This is a genomic window from Luteibacter sp. 9135, assembly GCF_000745005.1.
GTDB lineage: Bacteria > Pseudomonadota > Gammaproteobacteria > Xanthomonadales > Rhodanobacteraceae > Luteibacter.
Genome location: NZ_JQNB01000001.1, coordinates 1,070,141 through 1,095,635, shown reverse-complemented (window position 1 = coordinate 1,095,635; position 25,495 = coordinate 1,070,141). Strand labels below are relative to the sequence as shown.

Sequence of the window (25,495 nt, the reverse complement as noted above, 5' to 3'; positions counted from 1 at the left end):
CCGCCATGCCGTCGCGCTTCACCAAGATGCACGGGATCGGCAACGATTTCGTGATCGTCGACTGGCGCGAGGATGCGGGACGCGTGCCCGCGCCCTCCCGCATCGCCGCCCTGGCCGATCGCCACACCGGCATCGGCTTCGACCAGCTGATCAGCATCGAGCCACCGCGGGATGCGTCCTGCGCGTTCTACTACGGCATATGGAATGCCGACGGCAGCCCGTCCGGCCAGTGCGGCAACGGGGTCCGCTGCGTCGCCGCGTGGCTCTACCGCGACGGCGCGATCGAGCGCGACACCGATATCCGACTGGAAAGCCCGTCCGGTCCGGTCACGGTACGCGTGCTGGCGGCGGGGCAGGTGCGCGTCGATATGGGCGAACCGGATTTCCTGCCCGCCGCCGTGCCGCTCGACCGTCCCGCGCAAGCCACGTATACGCTGGCCCTCGACGGCGAGGACGTCAGCTTCGCCGCCGTGTCGATGGGCAACCCCCATGCCGTGGTGTTCGTCGACGATGTCGACGATCCCCGTGTGGACCGCCTCGGTCCACGACTGACCACCCATGCCGTATTCCCCGAGGGCGCCAACATCGGCTTTGCCCAGCGTTCGGGACCGGGGCGCATCCGGCTGCGTGTGCACGAGCGTGGTAGCGGCTGGACCCGGGCCTGTGGCACGGGCGCCTGTGCCGCCGCCGCCACGGCGCACGCGCTGGGCCTGACCGGTGCCGTGGTCGATGTCGAGCTGCCCGGCGGCTCGCTTACCATCGAGTGGCAAGGCCCCGGCCATACGCTGTGGATGACCGGCCCCGCCGCCTTCGTTTTCGAAGGCGAGGTGTGACGCCCGCGCCGTAACGCGGCACACTGCTTCCATCCCGGGTCGGTTTCTGTCGACCCGCACGCATGCGACCGAGGAAACACCCATGACCGATACCGCGATCGACGGCGACATCAAGCCAACCACCGTCGCGTCCTACCTGCGGCGGCATCCGGACTTCCTGGCCGATTACCCGGACCTGGCCAACGCACTGACGCTGCCCAGCAGCAACGGCCCCGCCGCGTCGCTGGCCGTCCATCAGCTGCGCGGGCTGCGAGAAAAGAACGCCGAGCTGGAGCGCCGCCTGAAGGAGCTCACCGGTATCGCCGGCGACAACGAGACCCTGATGCGCCGTGTGCACGGGCTGATGCTGGCCCTGCTCAGCGCGCGCGATGTCGAGGAAACGGTGCGGAACGTCGTTCATCGGCTGAAGGAAGATTTCCAGTCGGAGCGGATCAGCCTCGTGTTCTTCGGCAACCTGGCGGGCCTGCCCGACGAGCCCTGGCTGCTGCGCGAGCCGCGCGGCTCCGCCGGCCTGCCGGAGTTCACCTCGTTCCTCGAGCACGGTGACCCGGTGGCCGGGCGCCTCGCGCCGGAAAAACTGCAGCGGCTGTTCGGCGACGACGCCCCCGAGGTGCGCTCGGCCGCGCTCATGCGCGTGGGCCCCGATGCGATCCTGGCGATCGGCAGCGCCGACGCGGATCGTTTCCACCCCGGCATGGGCACGTTGTTCCTCAACATGATCTCGACCACGGTCGGCTCGGCCATCGAACGGGCGCGGAAGGCCGCGTGAACCCCCGCGAGGCGGTGGACGCATTCCTGCGCCACTTCGCGGCCGAGCGGGCGCCGTCGCCGCACACCCTGGCGGCCTACCGACGCGACCTCGACAAGCTGGTTGCGTACATGGAGGCCGAGCGCCTGGCCTCGTTCGACGAGCTGACGCCCGACCGGCTGCGCTCGCTGACCGCCCGCCTGCACCGGCCGCCGCCGGACAAGGACGGCAAGCGGAAGGGGCTGGAACCGACCAGCCTGCAACGGTTGCTGTCCGCGTTCCGCACGCTGTTCCGTTACCTCACGCGCGAGGGCCAGCTCGCCCACGATCCCACGGCCGGCGTTCGCGGCCCCAAGGTGCGTCGGAAGCTGCCCGTGGTGCTGGACGCGGACGAGGCCAAGGAGCTGGTAGAGACCACGCTCGGCGGTTCGCTCGCGCCGCGCGACTCGGCCATGCTGGAACTGTTCTATTCCAGCGGGCTGCGCCTGTCCGAACTGTGCGGCCTGCGCTGGGGCGACCTGGACCTGGACGACGGCCAGGTACGCGTACTGGGCAAGGGCAACAAGACACGCATCCTGCCGGTGGGACGTTTTGCGGTGGCGGCGCTGCGCGCCCTGGCCGCCCTGGGCGAGGCCGGACCGGAACAGCCGGTGTTCAAGGGCCGGGGCGGCGGGCCGATCGGGCCGCGGGCCGTGCAACTGCGCATGGTCAAGCTGTCCAGCGGGCAGGCCAAGCGCGTGCACCCGCACATGCTCCGGCATACCTTCGCCAGCCATATGCTGGAATCCTCAGGCGACCTGCGTTCCGTGCAGGAGCTGCTCGGCCACGCCGACATCGCCACCACGCAGATCTACACGCATCTCGACTTCCAGCACCTGGCCCGGGTCTACGACGCGGCGCACCCGCGCGCCAAGCGCAAGCACGACTAGGTACGCGCCGACCCGCATCCTCCGCGAGGGCCCACCTTGCACCCTTCCCGCGCCATCCCCACCTCTAGCCGACTCCCCCAAGGAACGCGCTATGGACCCGATGCACGCAACGACCATCGTCTGCGTCCGCCGCGACGGCAAGGTCGTCATCGGCAGTGACGGACAGGTCACCCTCGGCAACACCGTGATGAAAGCCAACGCACGCAAGGTGCGGCGCCTGGGCAAGGGCGACGTGCTGGCCGGGTTCGCCGGCGCCACCGCCGACGCCTTCACCCTGTTCGAGCTGTTCGAGGAGAAGCTGGTCAAGCACGGCGGCAATCTCACGCGCTCCGCGGTGGAGATGGCCAAGGAGTGGCGGACCGACCGCCGCCTGGGCCGCCTGGAAGCCATGCTGGCCGTGGCCGACAAGGAAGCCTCGCTGCTGATCTCCGGCAACGGCGACGTGCTCGAGCCCGAGCACGGCCTGATCGCCATCGGCTCCGGCGGGCCCTACGCCCAGTCGGCGGCCCTGGCGCTGATGGAAAACACCGAGCTGGACGCACGTACCATCGTCGAGAAAGCGCTCAAGATCGCTGGCGACATCTGCATCTATACCAATCACAACACCTCGATCGAAGAGCTCTGAACCCATGTCCGAACTCACCCCCCGCGAGATCGTCAACGAACTGGACCGCTTCATCATCGGCCAGAACGACGCCAAGCGAGCCGTCGCCATCGCGCTGCGCAACCGCTGGCGGCGCATGCAGCTGGAGCCGGGCATGCGCGAGGAAGTCACGCCGAAGAACATCCTGATGATCGGGCCCACGGGCGTCGGCAAGACCGAGATCGCGCGCCGCCTGGCCACCCTGGCCAACGCGCCGTTCGTGAAGGTGGAGGCCACCAAGTTCACCGAGGTGGGCTACGTCGGCAAGGATGTGGAATCGATCATCCGCGACCTGGCCGATGTGTCCTACAAGCTGGTTCGCGACCAGGCCAAGACGCGCGTGCGCAGCCAGGCCGAGGACGCCGCCGAGGATCGCCTGCTGGATGCACTTCTCCCGAGGCGCCAGGCAGCCACCGGCTGGGACGACACCGGTTCCAATGTCACCGCCATCGACAGCGACACCCGCCAGAAGCTGCGCAAGCAGCTGCGCGAGGGCGCGCTGGACGACCGCGAGATCGAACTGGATTTCGCGGTGAACGTCGGCGTGGAGATCATGACCCCGCCCGGCATGGAGGAAATGAGCCAGCAGCTGGGCAAGATGTTCCAGAATATGGGCGGCGCCAAGTCGCAGAAGCGCAAGCTGACCATTCGCGCGGCACGGCCGCTGCTGGTGGAGGAAGAAGCCGGCAAGCTGCTCAACGACGAGGAACTGCGCAGCCGGGCCGTGGATATCGCCGAGCAGAACGGCATCGTCTTCATCGACGAGATCGACAAGGTTGCGCAGCGCTCGGAATGGGGCGGGGCGGGCGTGAGTCGTGAAGGCGTGCAGCGCGACCTGTTGCCGCTGGTCGAAGGCTCCACGGTGTCCACCAAGTACGGTTCGATCAAGACCGACCATATCCTGTTCATCGCGTCGGGCGCGTTCTCGCTGGCCAAGCCATCCGACCTGATCCCCGAACTGCAGGGTCGACTGCCGATCCGCGTGGAGTTGAGCGCGCTGTCGGTAGACGACTTCAAGCGCATCCTGCGCGAGCCGAACAACGCCCTGACCAAGCAATATGTTGCGCTGCTGCACACCGAGGGCGTCACGCTGGAGTTCACCGACACGGGCGTGGACCGGCTGGCCGACGTGGCGTTCCAGGTAAACGAGCGGACCGAGAACATCGGCGCCCGTCGCCTCCACACGGTGATGGAGCGGCTGCTGGAGCGGATCTCTTTCGAAGCTGCTGATAAATCCGGCGAAAATTACCTTATCGACGCCGAATATGTCGATAAAAACCTCGCTTCGCTGGTCAAGGACGAGGATTTGAGCCGTTACATCCTCTAAACATCGAACGGCACCCCATCTGCTAAACTGTTGACGTATATGGGCAAGGTTATTCAACTCAAAACGAACGGCCAGCGAGCCAGCCTGCGTGAAGCGCAGGACAGCCGCCAGTTGGTACGTCTGTGGCGCGGCGAACTCGAGCATGGCAGCTTCTGCGGCTATGTCGGCGGGGTCGGCCGCGAGTTCTTCCTGTTGTGGGTCATCGGCGACGGTGTCAGCTACGACGGCATGTACATCATGCGGCACCGCGACATCTCCGAATTCGAGGCGCCGGACAAACACGCCGGCTTCCTCGAGAAGGCTTTGGCGCTGAAGGGCATCCAGCCCACGCCGCCGGCCGACTTCCCCCTCGACGACATCTCGCAGGTCATCCAGGCCGCCGCGGCGCACGCGCCGGTCATCGGCGTGCATGTCGACAGCGAGGAAGAATCGGAGGTCTGCTACATCGGCCGGCTGGTCAGCGTGGAAGACGATGGCTTCAACATGCAGGAGATCACCCCCGACGCGGAATGGCTGCGCGAGCCGTCGTTCTTCTCGTGGGATGAAGTCTCCACCGTGAGCATGGAAGACGCCTACGCCACGTCCCTGCTCGCCGTGGCTGGCACGCCGCCCCCGCTGGAGCAGGGCACCGGCGACGGTTTCGGCCGCGCGCCCTGATTAAGTAATGTAGGAGCGCACGATGTGCGCGATCACGATGTGCGCGATAAACCGTCCGTAATCAACGTATGCGTGATGTGCCGGCCGTCTGTCTAACGGACACGGTTATTCGCGCACATCGTGCGCTCCTACACGGATCCTGCCCATGTCCCGCCCGCGCCCCCTCGACATCATCCTGCACGCGGCGTCTCGCCGGCTCGACGTGGTCTTCGACAACGGTGACCGCTTCGAGCTGCCGTGCGAATACCTGCGCGTGAACTCCCCCAGCGCCGAGGTCCAGGGCCATGGCCCGGGCCAGAAGGTGCTGGTGCACGGCAAGCGCGAGGTCGGGATCACGGCACTGGAGCCCACCGGCCATTACGGCGTGCTGATCCGCTTCGACGACGGCCACGCCAGCGGCATCTTCGGTTGGGACACCCTCTACGACCTCGGCCGCGCCTACGAAACGTCGTGGCCCGCCTACCTGGCCGAACTGGACGCCAGGGGCCTGTCGCGCTGACGACGGCGCGCGTGTGAAAGCCAACACACACGCAAAGGCGTATATTTGCGCGCCATCCCACCCGGCGACAGCACGGACGTTGCGCGGTCACTTCCCGGAGCACCTTCAGGCATGACGCGAATCGTTGTCGTCGGCAGTATCAACATGGACCTGGTCACGCTCGCACCGCGCTTTCCCGCGCCGGGTGAAACGCTGACCGGCGAACGCTTCCTCACCATTCCCGGCGGCAAGGGCGCCAACCAGGCGGTGGCCGCGGCGCGCCTGGGCGCTTCGGTGAGCATGGTGGGCTGCGTAGGCGACGACGCGTTCGGCACGCAGCTCTACGACGGCCTGGTCGCGGAAGGTATCGATGTCACCCACGTCACGCGTGTGGCCGGCATCGGCAGTGGCACCGCCTCCATCACCGTGGCCGGTGGCGAAAACCAGATCGTGGTGGTGCCCGCCGCGAACGGTCGCGTCACCCCGGCCCATGTCGAAGCCGCCCGCGAAACCTTCCGCGGTGCCGACGCGGTGCTGGTGCAGCTGGAAATTCCGCGGGACGCCGTGGAGGCCACGCTGCGCATCGCGCACGACGAGGGCGTGCCGGTCATTCTCAACCCCGCACCCGCGCAACCGCTGCCGCGCGAGTGGCTGGCGCACGTGCGCTTCCTCACGCCCAACCAGCACGAGTTGGCCACGGTGCTGGGCCAGCCCGGCGACACCGATTTCCGCGAACTCATGCGCCTGGCGCCGTGCCCGGTGGTGCTGACCCGCGGCGCCGAGGGCGCCTGGTTCTGCGACACCGACGACACGCCGCACCACCAGGCCGGGTTTGCGGTCGAGGCAGTGGACAGCACGGGCGCCGGTGACACCTTCAACGCGGCGCTCGCGGTGTTCCTTGCCGAGGGGCTGGCGGAGGCGGTGCGCAAGGCCTGCGCCACCGCCGCGATCGCCGTGTCGCGGCTGGGCGCCCAGGGTGGCATGCCCCGCGCCGACGAAGTGGCGGCCTTCCTGGAGACCCATCGATGAGACGTCAAGGCCTGCTGCATGCCGAACTCAACCGCGTCATCGCGGCCATGGGGCACACCGATACGCTGGTGATCGCCGACGTCGGCCTGCCCGTGCCGCCAGGCGTCCGCTGCATCGACCTGGCGGTGCTACCGGGCGTGCCGAGCTTCATGGATGTGTTCGAGGCGGTCTACACGGAGCTGGCGGTGGAGGCCTTCACCCTGGCGGCCGAGATCCATGAGCGCAACCCGGCCATGGTCGCGCTGGCCGATCGCCTTTCGCAGGAAGGCCTCGAACGTTCCGAGGTCAGCCACGAGGATTTCAAGCGGCTGTGCAGTCGCGCGGTCGCCGTGGTCCGTACGGGCGAAACCGCGCCGTACGCCAACATCATCCTGCATGCCGGCGTGACCTTCTGATGAGCGCATCCGCACCCCTGGTAAGGATGCAGGACATCCACAAGGCGTTCGGCCCGGTGCAAGTGCTGGAAGGCGTGGCCTTCGAACTCGTCCGCGGCGAAGTGCACGCGTTGATGGGCGAGAACGGCGCGGGCAAATCCACCCTGATGAAGATCCTCACGGGGATCTACGCGCCCGACCAGGGCACCATCGAGGTGGACGGCCAGCCGGTGACGATCGCCTCGCCCGCCGAGGCCGAGAAACATGGCATCGCCATCATCCACCAGGAACTGAACCTCATTCCGTCGCTCAGCATCGCGGACAACCTGTTCCTGGGTCGCGAACTTCAACGGTTCGGCCTGCTCGACCGTAAGGCGATGACGCGCACCGCACTGGACTGGCTGGCCCGCGTCGGCATGCCCCGGCTCGATCCGGATACACGGATCGAACGCTTCTCGGTCGGCCAGCAGCAGATGGTGGAGATCGCACGCGCGCTTGGCCAGAACGCGCGCGTGCTGATCATGGACGAGCCGACCGCCGCACTGACCGAAAGCGAAACCGGCACGCTGTTCAACCTGATCCGCGAACTGCGCGCGCAGGGCACCGGCATCGTCTATGTGTCGCACCGCATGGAAGAAATCTTCGCGCTGTGCGATCGCATCTCCATCCTGCGCGACGGCCACTTCGTCGGCACGCGCGATGTCGAGGGCCTGGCCTTCGACGAGGTGGTGAAGATGATGGTGGGGCGCACACTGGAGGCGCGCTTCCCCACGCGCGGCGCATCCATCGGCGCGGTCCGGCTCAAGGTGGAGCACCTCACCGGCGGCATGGTGAAGGACGTGAGCTTCGACCTGCACGCGGGCGAAGTGCTGGGCGTGGCCGGCCTGCTCGGCGCGGGCCGTACCGAACTGGCCCGCCTGCTGTTCGGCCTGGACCGGACCGAGGCGGGCAGGGTGTCGCTCGACGGCGTGGCGATGACCCCGAAGACGCCCACCGACGCGATCCAGGCCGGCTTCGGTTTCGTGACCGAGGACCGCAAGGCCCAGGGCCTGGTGCTGGACATGAGCCTGCGCGAAAACGTCAGCCTGCCGCGTGTGCCCTCGCATGCCGGCCTGGTCGACCGCCCGGGCGAGAAAAAACAGACGCGCGGCCTCATCGACGCCCTGAAGATTCGCACCCGCGACATGGAACTGGATGTCCGCGCGCTCTCCGGCGGCAACCAGCAGAAGGTGGTTTTGGCCAAGTGGCTGGCGTTGAAACCGAGCGTGCTCATCCTGGATGAACCCACACGCGGCGTCGACGTCGGCGGCAAGGCCGAGATCTACAACATCATCAATCAACTCGCGGAACAGGGCGTGGCCATTCTCATGATCTCCTCGGAACTGCCGGAAGTGCTCGCCATGAGCGATCGCATCCTGGTCATGCACGAGGGTCGTGCCACGGCCCTGATCGATGCCCACGGCGCCACCCAGGAAGCCGTGATGACCGCCGCGACCGGAGGCAAATGACATGACATTCCCCCTCGACTGGAGCCGCGCCGCCACGCTCATGCAGCGCCTCGGCTCGGTGATCGGCCTGATCCTGCTCTTCATCGTCCTCTCGATCATGAGCCCGGATTTCCTTTCCACGGGCAACCTGCTGACGGTATTGCGGCAGGTGTCGATCAATGCACTGATCGCCTTCGGCATGACCTTCGTGATCCTGGCCGGCGGCATCGATCTTTCGGTCGGGGCCATCCTCGCCCTCACCGGCGCGGTCACGGCCGGCCTGATGGCGGCGGGCCACGGCATGGTGCTGTCCGTGGGCGCCGGCCTGGGCCTCGGCCTGCTGCTGGGCATCGTCAATGGGGTGCTGGTGTCGTGGGGCAAGGTGGCGCCCTTCATCGCCACGCTGGGCACGATGACTTTGCTGCGCGGCGTCACGCTGTCGTACACGCAGGGCAGCCCGATCCCCGTCACCAATCCTGGTTTTGCGCTGCTGGGCGGTGGCTACGTCGCCAACCTGGTGCCCTTGCCGGTGATCTGGATGTTCGTCGCCTTCGTCGTCTGCGCGTTCCTCCTGCGCGGGACGGTGTTCGGCCGCCACGTGGTGGCCATCGGCGGCAATGAAGAAGCTGCGCGCTTGTCCGGCGTGCGCATCTCGCCAATGAAACTGGCGATCTACGGTTTGTCCGGTCTCCTCTCCGCGTTTGCCGGTGTGGTGCTTACCTCGCGCCTGTATTCGGCGCAGGCGACCGCCGGTTCCGGTTACGAGCTGGACGCGATCGCCGCCGTGGTACTCGGCGGCACCAGCCTGTCCGGCGGCCGCGGCTGGCTGTTCGGCACGCTGGTGGGTGCCCTGCTGATCGGCTTCCTCAACAACGGTCTCAACCTGCTCGGCGTCAGCTCCTTCTACCAGCAGGTGGTGAAGGGCATCGTCATCCTGATCGCCGTCCTGCTCGACAGGCGGCAGTAACCCCCACGAGGACACACACCATGCGCAAGCTCACTTTCTTCGCAGCGGCCGCGGCCACGCTGCTCGCCGCCTGCTCCCAGCAAGGCCCGGGCGAATCCGCGCCGGCGGCGGCGTCCACCGCCGGCGGTGCCGCGCCCTCGGGCACGCCCGTGGTCGGTCTCGCGTTGTCGACGCAGAACAACCCGTTCTTCGTCGAACTGAAGAACGGCGCCGAGAAGGCCGCCAAGGACGCCGGCGTGCAGCTGGTGGTCGTGGACGCGCAGGACGATCCGGCCCGGCAGATCTCGTCGGTGGAAGACCTGATCCAGAAGCGCGTCTCGGTCATCCTGCTCAACCCGACCGATTCCTCCGCGCTGGCCGGCGCCGTGCAGTCCGCACAGCGCGCCAACATCCCGGTGGTGACGCTGGACCGTGGTGTCGACGGTGCCGAAGTCGCGTCGCACATCGCGTCCGACAACATCGCCGGCGGCAAGATGGCGGCCGACTACCTGGCCAAGGCGCTCAACGGCAAGGGCAACATCATCGAACTGCAGGGCGTGGCCGGCACCTCGGCGGCACGTGAGCGCGGCAAGGGCTTCGACGACGAAGTGGCCACCACGGGCATGAAGATCGTCGCGCAGCAGCCGGCCAACTTCGACCGTGCGCAGGGCCTCTCGGTCAGCGAGAACCTCCTGCAGGGCAACAGCGACGTCCAGGCGATCTTCGCCCAGAATGACGAGATGGCTCTCGGTGCGGTACAGGCGCTGGCCGGCAAGAACAAGAAGGTGCTGGTGGTCGGCTTCGACGGCACGCCGGACGGCAAGACCGCCGTGCAGAACGGCAGCATGGCCGCCACGGTGGCGCAGCAGCCGGAAGAGATCGGCAAGCTCGGCGTGGAAACCGCGAAGAAGCTCATCGACAAGCAGCCGGTGGAGAAGTCCATCGCGGTGCCGCTGAAGCTCCTGACGAAAGAATAAGCGCGCCAGCAATTGAAATGAAAAGGCCGGGCCATCCCAAGATGCCCGGCCTTTTCATGTAGGAGCCCACGATGTGGGCGATCCACATAACGTCATGGATGAAATGTTATCGCAGTTTTATCGGTTCCTCTTTTGCTCCGCAACTATGATCCGTTACACCACTACGGCTCTACGTTGCACATGGAAAAGCGCACGGGAGCGCCAAGCCTGGACAGGGCATCAAGTGCCTCGGGCGACAGCTCGCATTCGATGGATGAACCCAACGTTCCGTTTGCGACCGTCTGGGCCATAAACACGTCGACGAATGCCTCGTCCACATTTTTCAGCTCACCGGGACGTACATTGCTCTTAATTTGCTGAAGCAAGGCAAGGAGCTCATTACTCACGTCAGCATGACGAGACTTTCGAGCCAACTGCCACGTTGTAGTGTTGTAAACAGGCGCATCGGGAGCACGTGTCCGCGGTGTGCCACGCAGGGTTGCTTTAGACGCGGCTGCCCCTAATGCAAGCGATACGTCGTCGATGCTCATCGTTCTTCCGCTTATGTACAACGACACCTCGAGCAAGACTTCAGTCGCCAAGGTTTCCATAGACCTCTCCTTCAGGATCGTAGACCTCGCCAGTATCTGGATTGACACCCCAGTCGGCTTTACCTCCACCGTGTGTACCGTCGCTCTGCTTTATTCCATGAAAACGACGACGCCCTTCAGCCGTACCTAGCCCACTACGTCGGCCCCATTCCTCGGCACCCTTGTCCGCAGGCCAGACGCCCGGAGGCAGGTTAAATACCAGCGGAGAAACACTTGTACCGCAGCTGATTGATCCGTAGCAGCTATGGTGATCGAAGGCCCATTCGTTAAACGTGTTCGAGTCGACGAAGAACAACCCAGCTACGGCAACTTGAGCAACAATCATTGGTACGGGTATCACGGGTGCTCGCGGAACTGTCCTCGTAGCCCTAGGAAGGGTAACTGTTACTGGGACTACCGGAAGCTGAGTCACGCTTTTAGGAGCAGATGGCGAATCGCTTCCGCTAGGTGGCGATGTGTCTGAGCATTTCGAGTCGCCATTCTGACCCTGTGCCGTACAGTCATCCTTGCCATCCGGATCAACGTTGCTGATCGGGTTGTTAGATGCGTATGCAAAACGATTAAACGAAAATATATCGCCAGGTGTTGGCTTGAACGGGTCTACGCTAACGAAGCGTCCAACGACGACATCGTCGTATCGAGCCTGCATATACGACAAACCAGTATCGTAATCAGAAAAGTGACCCGCGAAGCCAACACCTTTTAGTACGTCTTCCGTTTTAGCCGATTGTCCGTAGGGTCGATAATCTGACCACGTCAGGATATTGCCGTGCTCATCGGTAGTCATAAGCACGTTACCGTTAGGGTCAGTAAAATAATATGTGATTACGGGTTCCGCAGCGATACAAATTGAGCTAACCAGATGGGTGGAAAAAATGAGTAGCAGCGCCCGTGCCAGACGCACGGTACGCCCCGCCAGTGGCTCTCTCTTTTTCAAGGCAATCCCCCGTAAGCCGCAAACCGCAGTTAATCGGATTCAGCCATCAAGTCTTGATCGTGTCAACACCATAAAAAGCACGGAAGACCAGGGTCAACCTTCTATCATTCCTGCGGCACGGGAGCGATCACCTCGCGCTGGCCATTGATGCCCATCGACGAAACCAGTCCGGCGGCTTCCATCGCTTCCACCAGTCGCGCGGCGCGGTTGTAACCGATACGGAACTGGCGCTGCACGAACGAGATCGACGCGCGGCGTGAGCGCAGCACGAAGGCGGCGGCTTCGTCGTAGAGGGGATCCAGTTCGGCGTCGATGCCGTCGTCGCCGGGCTCGCCCTCGATCGCTTCGCTGGGCGGGCCGGCGAGGATCTCGTCCTTGTAGTCGGGCTCACCGAACTGCTTCAGCCAGGCCACGATGCGATGCACTTCCTCGTCGGCGACGAAGGCGCCGTGGATGCGCTGCGGATACCCCGACCCCGGCGGCAGGAACAGCATGTCGCCGGCACCGAGCAGGCTTTCGGCACCCATCTGGTCGAGGATGGTGCGCGAGTCGATTTTCGACGACACCTGGAACGCGACGCGCGTTGGGATGTTCGCCTTGATCAGGCCCGTGATGACATCCACCGACGGACGCTGCGTGGCGAGGATCAGGTGGATGCCCGCGGCGCGCGCCTTCTGCGCCAGGCGCGCGATCAGTTCCTCGATCTTCTTGCCGGCCACCATCATCAGGTCGGCCAGCTCGTCGATGACGACGACGATCATCGGCATCGTGTCGAGGTGCTCGGGCACTTCCGGATGCGCCGGGAACGGATTGAACAGCGGCTTACCGGCCGCACGCGCTTCCCGCACCTTCTGGTTGAAACCGGCAAGGTTACGCACACGAAGGTCGGACATCACCTTGTAGCGGTTTTCCATCTCGGCCACGCACCAGTTCAACGCGTTGGCGGCCAGCTTCATGTCGGTGACCACGGGCGCCAGCAGATGCGGGATGCCTTCATACACCGACAGCTCGAGCATCTTCGGGTCGATCATGATCATGCGCACGTCTTCGGGCGTGGCCTTGTAGAGCATCGACAGGATCATGGCGTTGACCGCCACCGACTTGCCCGACCCCGTGGTGCCCGCGACGAGCATGTGTGGCGCCTTGGCCAGGTCGGCCACCACCGGCTCGCCGGTGATGCCCTTGCCCATCGCCAGTGTCAGCAGCGAATCCGAGTCGCGGTATTCGCGGGAATCCAGGATCTCGGACAACGCGATCATCTGGCGCTGCTCGTTCGGTAGCTCCAGGCCCATGCAGGTCTTGCCGGGAATGGTTTCCACCACGCGGATGGTGGTGCGACCCAGGCCGCGGGCGAGGTCTTTCATCAACGCGACGATCTGGTTGCCACGCACGCCGACGGCGGGCTCCACCTCGTAACGCGTGATCACAGGCCCCGCCGAAGCGCCGACCACCTGCACCGGCACCTTGAACTCGCGCAGGCGTTGCTCGATCAGGTCACCGGTATCGGTCAGTTCCTGCTCGGATACCGAAAGCACGTCGTGCGCGGCGGCGGCGAGCAGGGTCAACGGCGGAATGCCTACCGCGCTGGCCTGGGTGGCCGCACGCAGCGGCTTCACCGGCGAGAGGATGACCGTGGTGACGCGGGCAGGCTCCACCGGCACTTCGTCATTCGCCGCGATGGCGAAGCGGGACACTGGCGCCACCGAAGGCGGAACCGTGGACGCGTTCGCGGGTGTCCGTTCGACGGGCGTAGGCGCAGCGGGTCGTGGTGCGTCGACAACCGGCTCGACGATGGCCGACGCGTATTCGTCGGCGGGTGGCGCATCCGCCGCTTCGAAGGGATCGGTCGTGGTGGTCTCATGCAGACGATCCCTGCCGGGTATCGTGCGCTGCGATGGCGGCAGGAAGGCCTGGCTTTCCATCGGTCGACGGCGGCCGATGAGGGCCGGCATCGTGACGGTCACGGCGTCCGGCGCGATGTCCGGCGCAGGCGTCGGGAGGGGAGCGCGCAAGGATACCTCGGCCGGGACAGCGGTCGAATCATGTGCATGTATCGAGGCGGGCGTCGCCGAGGGCATCGGTGCTGATGGCGGTTCGACGCTGCTTTCTGCGCCCGCGTAGGCGCGAGGCGCCAGCCATGGCTCGCTGATGACGGTGTCGGGGCGCATCCGGTGACGCGGCGGCACGGGCGTGGTGGTGGACGGCCGCACACGGGAGGCACGCAACGGCTCGCCGCGGACGGTGCCGGTGCTCACGTCCGATGCCACGGGCGCGGTCGACGTCGAGGGTTTGGCGACAGGCGCACGCGAGGGAGCCGCCGCCCCGCGACGGCGTGCCGGTGCCCGATCCGCGCGGCGTACGGCCGCGGCGGGACGTCGACCGGTGGCCCGCGCCGCCGAGCGGGTGAACAGGCGGCGGGAGCCCTCGATCGCCAGCGCGCCGACCGGCTCGATCAGGCCGTTCATGCGAGCGAGTGCAGCCGACCAACCGACACCCAGGTACCACGGCAAGGCCACGATCATCACGGCCAGGGCGATGGCCGCCGCGAGGGCGCCGCCAGGAAACGCGCCGAATGCAGCGCCCAGCCAGCGGCACACGGCGCCACCAACGCCCGGATCGTCGGTGTAGTGGGCGATGACGATGCCCTCCAGCGTGGTGCTGGCCAGGAGGACAAGGATGAAGCCGGTCCAGAAGCGGATTGCCCCGGGGCCGGTGGTGGGCGGCGTGCGCCGCCGGATCAGCGCCGCGGTGACGCGCCAGAGCAGGGGAAGCAGCCAGAGGGTGGACAGCCCGAAGGCGCCGAACACGAGAGAAAGCATGCCTAACCGCAAAGATACCGAGCGAGCCCCGTAGTTTAGCCGGCATTCGTGTGAAAACACGCGCAAACGTCGCGTAAGCCGCTGGCAGCATTCACAAGCAGGGTCGGATTCGACGGGAATATGCGAAGCAGTCGCGACTTCCGGCAACCGGGCCGGTTTTGGGCCGTCGTGGGCGTAGCGCCGGGCGTAGCTTCTTGCGACCACTCCCCACGAGGTTCCCCGTCATGCGCCGTTCGCCCTTGCTGACCGTCCTGCTTGCAGGGACATGCATCGCCCCGTGTGCCTTCGCCCAGACCTCCACGTCGTACAACGCTCGCGTGTCCGGTGCGCAGACCGAACCCCCCGCGCCGTTCGTCATCAGGGATATCGCCCCGTTCGACAATCCCTGGGGACTCGACTTCCTTCCGGACGGGCGCGTCGTCGTCACCGAGAAGAGCGACCACCTGTATATCGTGGACGCCAGCGGTGCCAAGCGGGCCGTGACCGGCGTACCCGCGTCCGTCGGCGCGAACGGCGGCGGCGGACAGAGCGGCTTCCACGACGTGGCCGTGCCGGCGACCTACGCCTCGGACCACGTGTTGTGGTTCAGCTATGTCGCGAGGGCGGCAGACGGTCGCAACCACCTCACCCTGGCCAAGGCCCGGGTCGTCGAGTCGGGCACCACGGCCCAGCTCGCCGACGTCACGACGGTATGGCAGGAACCCTCCAGCTACTCCGTGCGTGGCCAGCCGGGAGCCCGCATCGCCTTCGCGCCGGACGGGCAGCATGTGTTCCTCTCCGTCGGCGACGGTGACGTGCCCGACCAGAACCAGGATCGGGGCTTCACCGCGCAGCTGCCGGACAGCGGCCTGGGCAAGATCATCCGCCTGAACCTGGACGGCAGCACGCCCGCCGACAACCCGCATGCCGCTCAGGGCGGCGTGGCCGGACAGATCTGGGCGAGCGGCTTCCGCAATCCCTACGGCCTGGCTTTCAGCGAGGACGGCAAGCTGTGGGAAACCGAGATGGGCCCGTCGTCCGGCGACGAGTTCAACCAGATCGTGAAGGGCGGCAACTACGGCTGGCCGCTGGTGAGCAACGGCAACCACTACGGCAGCGACGCGTATATGCCGGGTCAGCCTTACCCCCGGCACGATACGGCGCCGCAGTTCGTGCGGCCAGCCGCCTACTGGGGCTGGTTCCCGACCACGAACTCGATGTCGCCGTCGGGACTGGCCTTCTACAAGGGCGCACTGTTCCCGCAGTGGCAGGGCTCGGCGCTGCTAGGGTCCACATCCTCGATCGCGCTTTATCGCGTGATTCTGGACAACACCAGCAACGTGACGGGCGTGGAGCGCTACGGACGCGACGCGGCGGGTGTGTATACCGGCAGCGTGCGCGCGCTCAAGGTGAACCCGGCCGACGGCAGCATCTGGTACGTCCGCGGCGGTGGGGATGGCATGCTGCGGAAGATCATTCCGAAGCCGTAACCCCTCATGGCCGGTACAGGCACGCGCAACTGGCGCGCGCCTGTACCGATGCGATCACGCGCGGTAGCGCGGCGCCACATCCTTGCGTGAAAGGTTCGGGGCCATCGCAGCGCGGGCAGCCTCGAAAGCCTGGTACAGGCCCTCGTCGTGCAGCGGCGGGATGGTCACCACCTCGCCACGATCGTAGCCCCGCAGTGCCGCGTCGACCAGGTCGGCCGTGTCCATCACCATGCCCGGCATCAACGCGTCGATATCCTTGCCGGCGTTTTCCCAGATCTCGGAGCGGGTGGCGCCCGGAAGCACCGCCTGCACGCGCACCCCGCGATCCTTCAACTGCACGGCAAGGCTCTGGCTGATGTTCAGCAGGTGGGCCTTGGAGCCGCTGTAGACGCCATCGAACATTTCCGGCGCGAAGGCGAGCACCGAAGCGACGTTGACGATGCCGGCGTTCGTACGTGCGACGAAGACCTTGGCGGCTGCCGCTGCGAGCAGCGTGGGCGCGGTGATGTTGATGGCGATCAGCTTCGCGATCGCCTCGCTGTCGTTCTCGAGGAAGCTGCCGTCCAGCGAGATGCCGGCATTGTTCACCAGCAGGGTGATCGAGTCATCGTCGGTCAGTCGCTTCTCGACCCTGGCGACGTCGGTGCGATCGCCCAGGTCGGCCTTGAGGGTCTCGACCCGGCGGCCGGTGGCGGCGGTGATTTTCGACGCCAGTGCATCGAGGCGGTCGAGCCGACGGGCGACGAGCAGAAGATCGTAGCCTCGCGCGGCAAGCCGCTCCGCGTAAACCTCGCCGATGCCCGACGATGCGCCGGTGACCAGCGCCATGCCTTTGTTTTCGTGACTCATGGGGAACTCCGTACGGTAGGTTGCAATACGATAGTGACTGCGTTGCCGTACGATAGTGACGTTGGTATCATAATGCAATGGACATCGACAGACTTTCTTCAGGGCCATGCGCCATCGCTCGCGGACTCGCTCTCGTGGGCGATACGTGGAGCGTGCTTATCCTGCGCGACGCCAGCCGCGGCATGACTCAGTTCGACCAGTTCCGCACCAGCCTGGGCATTGCGCCGAACATCCTTTCGCGCCGCCTGAAAGCGCTGACCGAGGCCGGCGTGCTGGCAAAGCGGCGCTATAGCGAGCGTCCGCCTCGCGACGAATACGTGCTGACCGAGGCGGGTCGCGAGTTCCTGCCGATCATGGCGGCGCTGGGCGAATGGGGGCGTCGCCACAACGGCGGTGGCGCGGCGCTGTCGCAGCTGGTGGCCGACGAAACGGGCGAGCCGGTGCGGGCGGTGGTGGTCGATGCAGCCAGCGGCAAGCGATTGGACCAGGTACCGATGCACCTGGTCATGCCGCTGGGATCCTGAAAGAAGCGTTGGCCCGCGCTAGGGGCACACCGGCACGTCGAACAGGTCGCGCGGGTCGCCCTTGCGCGACGCGACGATCGGGTGCTGCGCGGCCGTGAACCATGGTTCCTTCGGCCACCAGCGTGGTATCGACGGATGCGTGGTCGGTTCCACCGCCTGCCCCGGCTCGGGAATCAGCACGTCGGCCTTGCTGCACCGTGCCGCCGCGAGGATACGCTCCGCCGGCTCGGTCCAGCCGTGGTGCGCCAGCTTCAGCAGACCCCAATGCACGGGGATCAATACCTTGCCGCGTACATCCTCGTGCACCCTCATCGCCTGCTCGGGGCCGAGGTGCCAGTCGGGCCACTGAGCATCGTACTGGCCATCCTCGATCATCGTCACGTCGAACGGACCGAGGCGACGACCCACGTCGGCGAATGTGTCGTTCATGCCCGTGTCGCCGGAGTAGAACGCACGATGCGTGGGGCCGATCAGGGCGTAACCGGTCCACAAGGTCGCGTCGCTGTGCGCCTCCAGGCGCCCGGACGCATGCCGCGAGGGCGTGGACACGATGCGCAACGTGCCGACGCTCGCCTCCTGCCACCAGTCGAGTTCGGTGATCCGATCGTTGGGCACGCCCCAGTCGCGCAGGTGCGCACCGATGCCCAAGGGCACGATGAAACGGACGCCACGTGCGTTGAACGCCTGCACGGAGGCGCGATCGAGGTGGTCGTAGTGATCGTGGGAGACGATCACGACATCGACGTGTGGCAGATGATCGATCGATACCGGGGGCTCGTACCAGCGCTTCGGGCCCAGCCACGGGAAGGGTGACGCGCGTTCGCTCCAGAACGGATCGACGACGACGTTCACTCCGTCGATCTCCACCAGCATCGACGAATGACCGAACCAGGTGACGCGCAAGCCACTCACCGGCGGCTTGGCCTAGAGCGCTGAAGAATCCTTCGTCGGCACCGGTGCATCGGGTTCCTCGCCGGGCTTGGACTGCAGGATCTGCCAGATGCCGCCCTTGAGGTTCATGTACATCGGCTCGGGATTGGCGAAGCGTTGCCCGTGCCATTGCGGCGATGTCGTGTCGGCCTGTGTCGGTGTGTCCTTCGGCCAAGCGCCGATATTAGGCTAGGCGGTGACGGCCACGAAGGCCAGGAACGCGATGACCAATGCAACGAATAGACCGAGGTAGCGGAGCAATCGCTTCAAGCCGGTTCCTTCGGTCTGGGCGGCGAAATAAGCCAAGTATCGCCCACATCGTGGGCTCCTACCGAGCGATTCGCTCCGCTTGGTAGGAGCCCACGATGTGGGCGATAGGCTTACCTCACGCCGGCATGGTCGCCATGTCGATCACGAAGCGATAGCGCACGTCGTTCTTCGCCAGACGCACATAGGTCTCGTTGATCGAGGCCATGTCGACCACCTCGATGTCGGACACGATGTTGTGCTCGGCGCAAAAATCCATCATCTCCTGCGTCTCGGCCATGCCGCCGATCGCCGAACCGGCGATGGTGCGGCGGGGCAGCATGAGGCTGCCACCGATCACGCCTTCCAGCGGCGTCAGCGCACCCACCAGCACCATGGTGCCGTCGAGCCGCAGCAGGCTGGTGTACGGGTTGATGTCGTGCGACACCGGCACCGTGTTGAGCAGGAAGTCGAAGCTGGCGGCCTGGGCCTTCATTGCTTCCGCGTCGGTGGAGAGCAGCACCGCATCCGCACCGAGGCGCTTGGCATCCTCGCCCTTGGAAGCCGAGGTGGTGATCATCGTAACGTGCGCACCGAGCGCCTTGGCGAACTTCACGCCCATGTGGCCGAGGCCGCCGAGGCCGATCACGCCGACCTTCTGGCCCGGGCCGACGTTCCAGTGGCGCAGCGGCGAATAGGTGGTGATACCGGCGCACAGCAGCGGTGCCGTGGCCTTCAGGTCGAGCTTCTCGGAGATCTTCACCACGAAGCGCTCTTCGGTGACGATCTCGGTGGAATAACCGCCCTGGGTCGGCGTGGTCCGGTCCTGCTCGGTGCCGTTGTAGGTAAAGCTGGTGTGGTTCAGGCAGTACTGCTCGAGGCTCTTCTCGCAGGAATCGCATTCACGGCAGGAATCGACCATGCAGCCCACGCCGGCGAAGTCGCCCACCTTGAACTTCTTCACGGCCGAACCGACGGCGACGACACGCCCGACGATTTCATGGCCCGGGACCATCGGGAACACGGAGTTGCCCCAGTCGCCCTTCGCCTGGTGAAGGTCAGAATGGCAGACACCGCTGTAGAGGATTTCGATGCGAACGTCGTGGTCGCCCGGCTCGCGACGCTGGAAGGTAAACGGAACGAGGGGCGTGGTTGCGCTCTTGGCGGCATATCCGCGGACATCGATCATGGGGTCATCCTCATTCAATTGAAAAAGCTGCGCAACGATAAACCCTCAACAATGACCCCGGCCAGCGGGATTATCGGCACGTATCGTTGAGTTATCCTTGATAATTATGCGTCCCGACAATCTTTCCCACCTTGCCGCTTTCGCCGCCGTCGCCCGTCACGCCAGCTTCCGCAAGGCCGGCGCGGAGCTGACCCTGTCGACGTCCGCCATCAGCTACGCGATACGGGGGCTGGAGGAGCGGCTCGGCGTGGTGCTGTTCCATCGCACCACGCGGAGCGTCTCCCTGACAGAAGCCGGCCAGCGCCTGCTGGAACGGCTGGAGCCGGCCCTGATGGGCGTCAACGACGCCCTGGAGGAGATGAACAACTTTCGGGCGGCGCCCGCGGGCACCTTGCGGATCAACATGCCCCGGGTCACGGCGCAGCTGCTGCTGCCGCCCCTGTTGCCACGGTTCCTGGCCACTTATCCAGATATCCATTTCGAGGCCGTCGAGAACGATGGCCTGATCGATATCGTTGCGTCGGGCTTCGACGCAGGCATCCGCTTTTTCGAACAGGTACCCGAGGACATGATCGCGGTGCCGATCAGCGGTGTGCAGCGCGGTGCGGTGGTGGCCTCGCCGGACTATCTGGCCCGCCGCGGCACGCCGCTGGTGCCCGACGATCTTTTCCAGCACGACTGCATCCGTTTTCGTTTTCCCAGCGGTCGCATCTACAAGTGGGAGCTGGAGCAGGGCTCGACCAAGCTCGAACTGGATGTCCGCGGACGGGTCACGTTCGGCGATTTCCGCATCGCCCTGGACGCCGCGGTCGCCGGCATCGGGCTGACGCTGGTGCTCGACGACCAGGTGAAAGACCTGGTGGCCGACGGCCTGCTGGTGCGCGTGCTCGAGGACTGGTGTCCACCGTATCCCGGTTTCATGCTGTATTACCCCCGCCAGCGGCGAGTCACTTCGGCACTGCGCGCGTTCATCGAGTTCATCCGCGATCACCCGCTTCCCGACACGGCGGCGTGAAGGGCGACGGCTCGATCCACGGTTTCACCGTTCCGGCCACGGGCGTATTCTAGACGCATGCTGCGCCGCATCATGCCGGGCGCGCCTCTCCTGTCGCCGAGTCCTTCCATGTCTGCTTCTGCTCCCCTCCCCGAGCCGGGCGCACCGCCCGTCCGTGTCGCCCATGTCGGCCTGGTCATCCTCGCCCTGGCCGTCGGTGGTTTCGCCATCGGCACCACCGAGTTCGCCTCGATGAGCATGCTCCCCCTGTTCGCGCAGGGCCTGGGCATCGATGCACCCACCGCCGGACATGCAATCAGCGCCTATGCGCTGGGCGTCGTGGTGGGCGCGCCGGTCATGACGGTGCTGGGTGCGCGCGTGCCACGACGCCGCCTTTTGCTGATCCTCATGGCGATGTTCACGGTATTCAACGGGCTGACCGGCCTGTCGCCCGGGTATCACTGGATGCTCGTGTTCCGTTTCCTCGCCGGTCTGCCGCACGGGGCGTATTTCGGCGTCGCCGCGCTGGTCGCCTCGTCCCTGGTGCCGGCCAACCGCCGTACACGCGCGGTAGGGCAGATGTTCCTCGGCCTGACCTGCGCCACCATCGTGGGCGTGCCGATGGCGAGCTGGCTGGGCCAGGCCGTCGGCTGGCGCTGGGCATTCGCGCTGGTCGCCGTTCTCGGCCTGCTCACCATGATTGCGGTCGCCATCTTCGCGCCGAATACGCCGGCGGACGCGAATGCCAGCCCGCTGCGCGAACTCAGCGCCCTGAAGCGCCCGCAGGTCTGGTACACGCTGGCGATCGGCGCGATCGGCTTCGGCGGCATGTTTGCCGTCTATACGTACCTGGCCGACATCCTCATCAACGTCACCCACATGCCGCTGTCCAGCGTGCCGTGGGTCATGGCTGTGTTCGGCATCGGCATGACCATCGGCAACATGGTGGTGCCGGTGTTCGCCGATCGCGCACTGATGCGCACGGCGGGTGTGCTGCTGCTTTGGAGCCTGGTGATCCTGGCGATCTTCCCGTTCACGGCGGGCAACGTGTGGCTGCTCAGCCTGGATGTCTTCTTCATCGGCATCGGCGGGGCACTCGGCACCGTGTTGCAGACGCGGCTGATGGACGTTGCCGGCGATGCACAGGGGCTGGCCGCATCGCTCAATCATTCGGCGTTCAATACGGCGAATGCGCTCGGGCCTTACCTGGGAGGACTTGCCATCGCGGCGGGTTATGGGTGGACGTCACCGGGTTGGGTGGGGAGCTTGTTGGCACTGGCGGGGATCGGGGTGTGGGCGGCTTCGGTGACGGCCGAGAAGCGGGCAGCGAAAGGAGGGGCTACTCCAGCCTGGTGAGCCGTTTTGATGTCGATCTGCCACGTACGAAGAAGCGGCGAGAGCGACCTACTTTCCTATACAGAACGACCCGAATATCGCACCCAGAAGATCGTCGGACGAATAGGCGCCCGTCACTTCACCCAGCGCCTGCTGCGCATGCCGCAACTCTTCCGCTGCAATCTCCCCCGCGTGGGAGCTGTCCAGCGCATCGTGCGCCCAAGCGAGGTGATCGCGAACGCTTTCCAGCGCGACCACATGTCGACGGCGCGCACTGAACGCACCGTCACCTGAGCCCGCGGTAGCCAGTTCCCTCAACATGCGACGCAACGCATCCACACCGAGGCCCGTGTGCGCGGACAACCAAAGCATGTCGTAACCGTCACACCGCTCGATACGTGCGGCCGTGCGGGTCAGGTCGATCTTGTTGACGATAACGATGCGTGTCGCATGGTCGGGGGCACCATCGAAGAACGGCAAATCGTCACTTACATGTGTCTCGTCCGTCACCAGTAGCGCGACGTCGCATCGTTCCAGCTGGGCATGCGCGCGACGAATGCCTTCGCGCTCCACGATGTCGTCCGACTCGCGCAGCCCTGCCGTATCGGCAAGCTCCAATGCCGCGCCGTCGATGCTGATCGATGCGCGCAATACATCGCGTGTGGTGCCGGCGATATCGGTGACGATCGCGCGATCCTCGCCGGCCAGGGCATTAAGAAGACTCGACTTGCCCGCGTTGGGTCGGCCTACGATCGCTACGACGATACCGTCGTTGAGCCTGACCCCGCGACGTGTTTCGACCAGCAGCTCATCGAGGTGCGTGCGCAATGCGCTCAGCTTTTCGCCGATAAGCGGATCGGCCAGGAAATCGATCTCTTCCTCGGGAAAATCGATGGCCGCCTCGATGTGCACGCGCAAGGCGATCAACTCGGCGAGCAACGCATCCACTCGCGCGGAGAACACGCCTTCCATCGAGCGCAGTGCCGCACGCGCGCCCGCTTCCGAAGTGGCGGCCACGACATCGGCCACCGCTTCGGCCTGGGCGAGGTCGAGCTTGCCGTTGAGAAAGGCGCGCTCGGTGAACTCACCGGGTCGTGCCAGCCGTGCACCCAGCTGGATGCAGCGGCGGAGCAGCGCGTCCATTAGCACGGGACTGCCGTGGCCCTGCAATTCGAGCACATGCTCGCCGGTGTAGGAGGCCGGCGCGGGAAAGGACAGCAGCAGGCCGCGATCGATCAGTTCGCCGTCGGCGTCGCGAAACGCGGCGAAATGGGCGTGGCGTGGTGTCGGTTCGCGACCCAGTAAGGTCGCGGCGATGACCGGTGCACGCGGCCCGGAGACGCGAACGGCGCCAACACCGGCCGCGCCGGCGCCGGTGGCGATGGCTGCAATGGTGTCGTCGCCGTGATTCATTTCTTACCCGCCGATGGCGAAGCGGCGCGTCTTTCGACGCGCCGCCTTGAGGTTATGCCTTGGTGATCTTCGCTACCGCGTCGGCGCGTTCCACGCTGCGGTTGATCCACCACTGCTGGAGCAGGCTGGTCGCGCCGTTCACCGTCCAGTACAGCACCAGGCCCGACGGGAAGAAGGCGAAGAAGACGCCGAAGATCAACGGCATCACCTTCATCATCTTGGCCTGGGTCGGGTCCATGCCGGCGGTGGGCATCATGCGCTGCGTGAGCAGCGTGACCAGGAAGTACAGCACCGGCAGCACGTAGAACGGATCGGGCGCCGACAGGTCGTGGATCCAGCCGAAGAACGGCGCATGACGCAGTTCGATCGATTCGGACAATACGCGCAGCAGGCCGATGAAGATCGGGAAGGTGATCAGGATGGGCAGGCAGCCCGCCATCGGATTGATCTTCTCCTTCTTGTACAGCTCCATGGTGGCCTGCTGCATCTTCATCCGGTCGTCGCCGTAGCGCTCCTTGAGCGCGGCGATGCGTGGCTGCAGCTTGCGCATGCGTGCGCCCGAGCGGAACTGCGCGTCGGTGAGCTTGAACAGGGCGGCCTTGATCAGCAGCACCAGCAGGATGATGGCCACGCCCCAGTTGCCGCTGATGGCGTGCAGCTGGGATAGCAGCCAGTGCAGCGGCTGCGCGATGATGGTGAACCAGCCATAGTTGCTTGTCAGTTCCAGGCCCGGGGCGATAGCGTCCAGCGTGCCTTGCAGCTTGGGACCGATGTACAGGCGCGCGACACTGTCGACCGACTGGCCCGGGGCCACCTGCATGGCCGGACCGAACGCACGCACCAGGTAGCGTGGCGTGGCCGAATTGGGATCGACCACGGCGCTGCTATAGGTGACGCTCTGCTCCGCCGGCGGAATCCACGCGACGAAGAAGTAATGCTGGAGCATGCTGACCCAGCCGCCGGTGATAACGCGGTTGAGCGGCTTCTTGGCGAAGTCGACCAGCGGCAGCAACTCGAACTTGGTATCCGGGCTGTACCACGCGGCACCGAAGAAGCTGTGCTGTGCCGGGTCGGTATACGCCTTGAACCAGTTGACCTTCTCGTTGGCGACGCGCTGCAGCTGGTGATAGGCGTTACCCGTCCAGACCGCCGTGGAACCGTTCTCGACGCGCTGGTCGAGATCCACCACGTAATCCATCCGCTTGAGCGTGTAACGCTTCACTACCTTCACGCCGGACGGATCGGTCCAGGTGAGATCGAGGCTGACCGACTTCTGACCATCGACCAGGGTCGTTTCCGTTTTGTCGGCACGGAACAGGGCGCGATGATCCGGAGCCGCACCGTTGCTGCTGACCAGACCATCCTGTGCGGCGAAGAAGTGCGCGCCCTCGTCGTCCAGCAGGCGCACTGGTGGCGAGACCGGATCCTTCTTCGTGACCGGGTTGGTCGGGTAGTAGAGGAGTTCCGAGCGGACGATGCTGCCGCCGCGCGTATCGATCGTCAGGCGCAGCACGTCGTTGGACAGGGTGACCAACTCCGCCTTGCCCTCGGCGGGCGGGGCGTTCTCATTCGGAACAGCGGCCGGCGCGGTGGAACCTGGAATGCTGGCATCGGCGCCGGGCTTGCCGGCGGCATCGACCTGGGCGGCCGGCGCAGCGGGGGCCGGCGGATGGACGTAGTCCTTCTCCCACTCGGTCCACAAGAGATACGCCACGAACATGAGCGCGAAGAAGAGAAGCGTGCGCGTTTGATTCATTGCAGGGCCAGATCCG

General features: G+C 65.7%; 24 protein-coding genes. 16 read left to right on the top strand and 8 right to left on the bottom strand.

What is annotated here, in order from left to right; translation table 11 throughout:
* Window positions 1-5 precede the first annotated feature (5 nt).
* From dapF to rbsB, 12 genes are all read left to right on the top strand, one after another.
* Complete coding sequence (gene dapF / locus FA89_RS04810; RefSeq protein ID WP_036138732.1) at window positions 6-833, top strand: diaminopimelate epimerase; 828 nt, start codon at window positions 6-8, stop codon at window positions 831-833.
* An 82-nt stretch (window positions 834-915) separates the two neighbouring features.
* Window positions 916-1,602 carry a DUF484 family protein gene (locus FA89_RS04805; RefSeq protein ID WP_036138729.1) on the top strand — a complete coding sequence of 229 codons (687 nt, stop codon included), beginning with the start codon at window positions 916-918 and terminating at the stop codon, window positions 1,600-1,602.
* Window positions 1,599-2,510 carry a tyrosine recombinase XerC gene (locus tag FA89_RS04800; RefSeq protein ID WP_036138727.1) on the top strand — a complete coding sequence of 304 codons (912 nt, stop codon included), beginning with the start codon at window positions 1,599-1,601 and terminating at the stop codon, window positions 2,508-2,510. The genes FA89_RS04805 and FA89_RS04800 overlap by 4 nt, the downstream gene beginning before the upstream one ends.
* Before the next feature lie 91 nt (window positions 2,511-2,601).
* On the top strand, window positions 2,602-3,135 hold the full coding sequence (gene hslV, locus FA89_RS04795; RefSeq protein ID WP_036138724.1) for an ATP-dependent protease subunit HslV: 534 nt from the start codon (window positions 2,602-2,604) through the stop codon (window positions 3,133-3,135).
* 4 nt (window positions 3,136-3,139) lie between these two features.
* Window positions 3,140-4,480, top strand: coding sequence for an ATP-dependent protease ATPase subunit HslU (gene hslU, locus FA89_RS04790; RefSeq protein WP_036138721.1), 1,341 nt, complete (start codon window positions 3,140-3,142; stop codon window positions 4,478-4,480).
* A 39-nt stretch (window positions 4,481-4,519) separates the two neighbouring features.
* Window positions 4,520-5,137 carry a hypothetical protein gene (locus FA89_RS04785; RefSeq protein WP_036138719.1) on the top strand — a complete coding sequence of 206 codons (618 nt, stop codon included), beginning with the start codon at window positions 4,520-4,522 and terminating at the stop codon, window positions 5,135-5,137.
* Window positions 5,138-5,282: 145 nt separating this feature from the next.
* Window positions 5,283-5,636 carry a gamma-butyrobetaine hydroxylase-like domain-containing protein gene (locus tag FA89_RS04780; RefSeq protein ID WP_036138718.1) on the top strand — a complete coding sequence of 118 codons (354 nt, stop codon included), beginning with the start codon at window positions 5,283-5,285 and terminating at the stop codon, window positions 5,634-5,636.
* 111 nt (window positions 5,637-5,747) lie between these two features.
* Window positions 5,748-6,644, top strand: coding sequence for a ribokinase (gene rbsK, locus FA89_RS04775; protein ID WP_036138716.1), 897 nt, complete (start codon window positions 5,748-5,750; stop codon window positions 6,642-6,644).
* Window positions 6,641-7,039: a D-ribose pyranase gene (gene rbsD, locus FA89_RS04770; protein ID WP_036138714.1), complete on the top strand. Its 399-nt coding sequence runs from the start codon at window positions 6,641-6,643 to the stop codon at window positions 7,037-7,039. The genes rbsK and rbsD overlap by 4 nt, the downstream gene beginning before the upstream one ends.
* Complete coding sequence (locus FA89_RS04765) at window positions 7,039-8,526, top strand: sugar ABC transporter ATP-binding protein (RefSeq protein ID WP_036138712.1); 1,488 nt, start codon at window positions 7,039-7,041, stop codon at window positions 8,524-8,526. The genes rbsD and FA89_RS04765 overlap by 1 nt, the downstream gene beginning before the upstream one ends.
* 1 nt (window position 8,527) lies before the next feature.
* Entirely contained in the window at window positions 8,528-9,472 is a 945-nt protein-coding gene (locus FA89_RS04760) for an ABC transporter permease subunit (RefSeq protein WP_036138709.1), read from the top strand.
* A 20-nt stretch (window positions 9,473-9,492) separates the two neighbouring features.
* On the top strand, window positions 9,493-10,428 hold the full coding sequence (gene rbsB / locus FA89_RS04755) for a ribose ABC transporter substrate-binding protein RbsB (RefSeq protein WP_036138706.1): 936 nt from the start codon (window positions 9,493-9,495) through the stop codon (window positions 10,426-10,428).
* A gap of 161 nt (window positions 10,429-10,589) precedes the next feature.
* Here the strand turns inward: rbsB and FA89_RS19535 are convergent, their stop codons facing one another.
* From FA89_RS19535 to FA89_RS20930, 3 genes are all read right to left on the bottom strand, one after another.
* The gene (locus FA89_RS19535) at window positions 10,590-10,958 is read right to left on the bottom strand and encodes a DUF4279 domain-containing protein (RefSeq protein WP_185754227.1); all 369 of its coding nucleotides are present in this window, start codon (window positions 10,956-10,958) and stop codon (window positions 10,590-10,592) included.
* A gap of 40 nt (window positions 10,959-10,998) precedes the next feature.
* Complete coding sequence (locus tag FA89_RS19530; RefSeq protein ID WP_185754226.1) at window positions 10,999-11,955, bottom strand: RHS repeat-associated core domain-containing protein; 957 nt, start codon at window positions 11,953-11,955, stop codon at window positions 10,999-11,001.
* Between the two features lie 104 nt (window positions 11,956-12,059).
* Window positions 12,060-14,774 (bottom strand): DNA translocase FtsK, encoded by a 2,715-nt coding sequence (locus tag FA89_RS20930; protein ID WP_036138700.1) that lies wholly within the window; start codon window positions 14,772-14,774, stop codon window positions 12,060-12,062.
* 224 nt (window positions 14,775-14,998) lie between these two features.
* Here FA89_RS20930 and FA89_RS04740 point away from each other — a divergent pair, with 224 nt between their 5' ends.
* Complete coding sequence (locus FA89_RS04740) at window positions 14,999-16,243, top strand: PQQ-dependent sugar dehydrogenase (protein ID WP_036138698.1); 1,245 nt, start codon at window positions 14,999-15,001, stop codon at window positions 16,241-16,243.
* A gap of 54 nt (window positions 16,244-16,297) precedes the next feature.
* On the opposite strand, the gene FA89_RS04735 is transcribed toward FA89_RS04740, so the two are convergent.
* Complete coding sequence (locus FA89_RS04735) at window positions 16,298-17,092, bottom strand: SDR family NAD(P)-dependent oxidoreductase (RefSeq protein WP_036138696.1); 795 nt, start codon at window positions 17,090-17,092, stop codon at window positions 16,298-16,300.
* A gap of 134 nt (window positions 17,093-17,226) precedes the next feature.
* Between FA89_RS04735 and FA89_RS04730 the strand changes: the two genes are divergently transcribed.
* Window positions 17,227-17,616: a winged helix-turn-helix transcriptional regulator gene (locus tag FA89_RS04730; protein WP_240003850.1), complete on the top strand. Its 390-nt coding sequence runs from the start codon at window positions 17,227-17,229 to the stop codon at window positions 17,614-17,616.
* An 18-nt stretch (window positions 17,617-17,634) separates the two neighbouring features.
* Here the strand turns inward: FA89_RS04730 and FA89_RS04725 are convergent, their stop codons facing one another.
* Window positions 17,635-18,519 (bottom strand): MBL fold metallo-hydrolase, encoded by an 885-nt coding sequence (locus FA89_RS04725; protein ID WP_221174279.1) that lies wholly within the window; start codon window positions 18,517-18,519, stop codon window positions 17,635-17,637.
* 412 nt (window positions 18,520-18,931) lie between these two features.
* Window positions 18,932-19,981, bottom strand: coding sequence for an NAD(P)-dependent alcohol dehydrogenase (locus FA89_RS04720; RefSeq protein ID WP_036138692.1), 1,050 nt, complete (start codon window positions 19,979-19,981; stop codon window positions 18,932-18,934).
* 106 nt (window positions 19,982-20,087) lie between these two features.
* Here FA89_RS04720 and FA89_RS04715 point away from each other — a divergent pair, with 106 nt between their 5' ends.
* The gene (locus FA89_RS04715; protein ID WP_036138689.1) at window positions 20,088-20,996 is read left to right on the top strand and encodes a LysR family transcriptional regulator; all 909 of its coding nucleotides are present in this window, start codon (window positions 20,088-20,090) and stop codon (window positions 20,994-20,996) included.
* Between the two features lie 108 nt (window positions 20,997-21,104).
* Window positions 21,105-22,331, top strand: a complete 1,227-nt coding sequence (locus FA89_RS04710; protein ID WP_081916812.1) for an MFS transporter — start codon at window positions 21,105-21,107, stop codon at window positions 22,329-22,331.
* A 48-nt stretch (window positions 22,332-22,379) separates the two neighbouring features.
* Here FA89_RS04710 and mnmE read toward each other — a convergent pair whose 3' ends face one another.
* A complete protein-coding gene (gene mnmE, locus FA89_RS04705; RefSeq protein ID WP_036138686.1) occupies window positions 22,380-23,723 on the bottom strand; it encodes a tRNA uridine-5-carboxymethylaminomethyl(34) synthesis GTPase MnmE in 1,344 nt (447 codons plus the stop codon).
* Between the two features lie 52 nt (window positions 23,724-23,775).
* The gene (yidC, locus tag FA89_RS04700; RefSeq protein ID WP_036138683.1) at window positions 23,776-25,479 is read right to left on the bottom strand and encodes a membrane protein insertase YidC; all 1,704 of its coding nucleotides are present in this window, start codon (window positions 25,477-25,479) and stop codon (window positions 23,776-23,778) included.
* Window positions 25,480-25,495: the final 16 nt, after the last annotated feature.

Excerpts from the sequence above, each read along its gene's own strand:
- dapF (WP_036138732.1), top strand. The coding sequence starts at position 6 with ATGCCGTCGCGCTTCACCAAGATGCACGGGATCGGCAACGATTTCGTG.
- FA89_RS04805 (WP_036138729.1), top strand. The coding sequence starts at position 916 with ATGACCGATACCGCGATCGACGGCGACATCAAGCCAACCACCGTCGCG.
- hslV (WP_036138724.1), top strand. The coding sequence starts at position 2,602 with ATGGACCCGATGCACGCAACGACCATCGTCTGCGTCCGCCGCGACGGC.
- hslU (WP_036138721.1), top strand. The coding sequence starts at position 3,140 with ATGTCCGAACTCACCCCCCGCGAGATCGTCAACGAACTGGACCGCTTC.
- FA89_RS04785 (WP_036138719.1), top strand. The coding sequence starts at position 4,520 with ATGGGCAAGGTTATTCAACTCAAAACGAACGGCCAGCGAGCCAGCCTG.
- FA89_RS04780 (WP_036138718.1), top strand. The coding sequence starts at position 5,283 with ATGTCCCGCCCGCGCCCCCTCGACATCATCCTGCACGCGGCGTCTCGC.
- rbsK (WP_036138716.1), top strand. The coding sequence starts at position 5,748 with ATGACGCGAATCGTTGTCGTCGGCAGTATCAACATGGACCTGGTCACG.
- rbsD (WP_036138714.1), top strand. The coding sequence starts at position 6,641 with ATGAGACGTCAAGGCCTGCTGCATGCCGAACTCAACCGCGTCATCGCG.
- FA89_RS04765 (WP_036138712.1), top strand. The coding sequence starts at position 7,039 with ATGAGCGCATCCGCACCCCTGGTAAGGATGCAGGACATCCACAAGGCG.
- FA89_RS04760 (WP_036138709.1), top strand. The coding sequence starts at position 8,528 with ATGACATTCCCCCTCGACTGGAGCCGCGCCGCCACGCTCATGCAGCGC.
- rbsB (WP_036138706.1), top strand. The coding sequence starts at position 9,493 with ATGCGCAAGCTCACTTTCTTCGCAGCGGCCGCGGCCACGCTGCTCGCC.
- FA89_RS19535 (WP_185754227.1), bottom strand. The coding sequence starts at position 10,958 with ATGAGCATCGACGACGTATCGCTTGCATTAGGGGCAGCCGCGTCTAAA.
- FA89_RS20930 (WP_036138700.1), bottom strand. The coding sequence starts at position 14,774 with ATGCTTTCTCTCGTGTTCGGCGCCTTCGGGCTGTCCACCCTCTGGCTG.
- FA89_RS04740 (WP_036138698.1), top strand. The coding sequence starts at position 14,999 with ATGCGCCGTTCGCCCTTGCTGACCGTCCTGCTTGCAGGGACATGCATC.
- FA89_RS04735 (WP_036138696.1), bottom strand. The coding sequence starts at position 17,092 with ATGAGTCACGAAAACAAAGGCATGGCGCTGGTCACCGGCGCATCGTCG.
- FA89_RS04720 (WP_036138692.1), bottom strand. The coding sequence starts at position 19,981 with ATGATCGATGTCCGCGGATATGCCGCCAAGAGCGCAACCACGCCCCTC.
- FA89_RS04715 (WP_036138689.1), top strand. The coding sequence starts at position 20,088 with ATGCGTCCCGACAATCTTTCCCACCTTGCCGCTTTCGCCGCCGTCGCC.
- FA89_RS04710 (WP_081916812.1), top strand. The coding sequence starts at position 21,105 with ATGTCTGCTTCTGCTCCCCTCCCCGAGCCGGGCGCACCGCCCGTCCGT.
- mnmE (WP_036138686.1), bottom strand. The coding sequence starts at position 23,723 with ATGAATCACGGCGACGACACCATTGCAGCCATCGCCACCGGCGCCGGC.
- yidC (WP_036138683.1), bottom strand. The coding sequence starts at position 25,479 with ATGAATCAAACGCGCACGCTTCTCTTCTTCGCGCTCATGTTCGTGGCG.